Source organism: Mesorhizobium sp. WSM4830 (genome assembly GCF_055811495.1).
The window spans coordinates 1-314 of sequence record NZ_JBVVQI010000130.1 but is presented as its reverse complement, the minus strand read 5'-3'; the positions used below and the strand labels follow the sequence as shown (position 1 = coordinate 314).

Here is a 314-nt window from a genome sequence, read left to right as displayed (position 1 = left end):
ACCTGGCGCGCACTGCCGAGTTCGCGGAAACGCGCGAATATCAGGCGAATGGTCTCCTGCAGGCGCATGTCGGGATCAAACCCGAGACCGTAATCCCGGTGCCAGACGTAGCCGAACGGCACAGAGATGCGCAGTTCGCCGCGCTGTGCCTTGGCGCGGGCAGCTTCGTACATGCGAGCACGCAACACCCCGAGTTCGAACTCGCTTATGCTCCCCTTCATGCCGAGCAGCAGGCGATCGTTCGGCAGCCCCGGATCGTAGACTCCGTCCAGATCGATCACCCGTGCATCGACTTCGCCGCACAACTCGAGCAG

General features: G+C 63.1%; 1 protein-coding gene. It reads right to left on the bottom strand.

Annotation, left to right across the window (positions count from 1 at the left end):
* The coding region (locus AC0L2Y_RS34670; protein ID WP_473562350.1) for a recombinase family protein at positions 1-314 on the bottom strand (314 nt) is incomplete at both ends.